The 673-nt window shown below is 64.9% G+C and carries 1 protein-coding gene; it reads right to left on the reverse strand.

The genetic code is table 11. The features are described from left to right. Positions 1–234: 234 nt before the first annotated feature. Positions 235–673 (reverse strand): DDE-type integrase/transposase/recombinase (locus tag CVH10_RS16890; protein WP_146142955.1); only part of this gene is annotated, 439 nt, incomplete at its 5' end.

Genomic DNA, 673 nt, shown 5'->3' on the forward strand with positions numbered 1-673 from the left:
GTGATCACGCTCTCGTGCCGGAACAGCGCCGAGGCGGCGCGCGCCACTGGGGTGGTGCCGGCGATTTCGGGGGGATCGAACTCGGGCTCGGGCTCTCGATTGGGTTCAGCCGCGGGACTCAGAGCAGGGTCTCGGGCTTGCTCAGGGTTGCGCGCTGCAGCCCAAGGATCGACGCCGAACGGGCCTGTCGCGAACTCAGTGTCAGGCCGCGGAAGGCTCTCTACCGTTCTGCTTTCACGCTTTGTTCGCCTGCGGAAGTCCGAAGCACACTTTAAGCAGTTGGTTCTGCTCACGGACGGTCCACGCGCCAGCGAAGCCGAAGCCCTTGCGCAGCCAGAGTACCGCCTCGAAGCCGCAGATCGTGCGCCGGGCCGTGTTGAACGAGCGGAAGCCGCCGATCCAAGGCATGTTCTTCTTGACCCGGAAGTGGTCGCTCTCAATGCCCTGCTGCAGGTGTTTGGTGACGTAGTGGATCGGCGTGTGGGGGAGTAGGCCCGCCTTCCGGCTCTCAGCGATGGCCGGCGGGTAGGTGCTGGCGCCATCCGTACCGATGCGATCGGGGGCGAGTAACGGCTGGTCCGCCAGCATCTTACGGAAGAACCGCTTAGCCGCATCGAGGTCGCGGTGGGCGGTGAGCAGGAAGTCGACTGGATTACCGTGCTTGTCGATGGCT

The organism is Halomonas sp. ND22Bw (assembly GCF_003011945.1).
GTDB classification, from domain to species: Bacteria; Pseudomonadota; Gammaproteobacteria; order Pseudomonadales; family Halomonadaceae; genus Halomonas; species Halomonas halophila.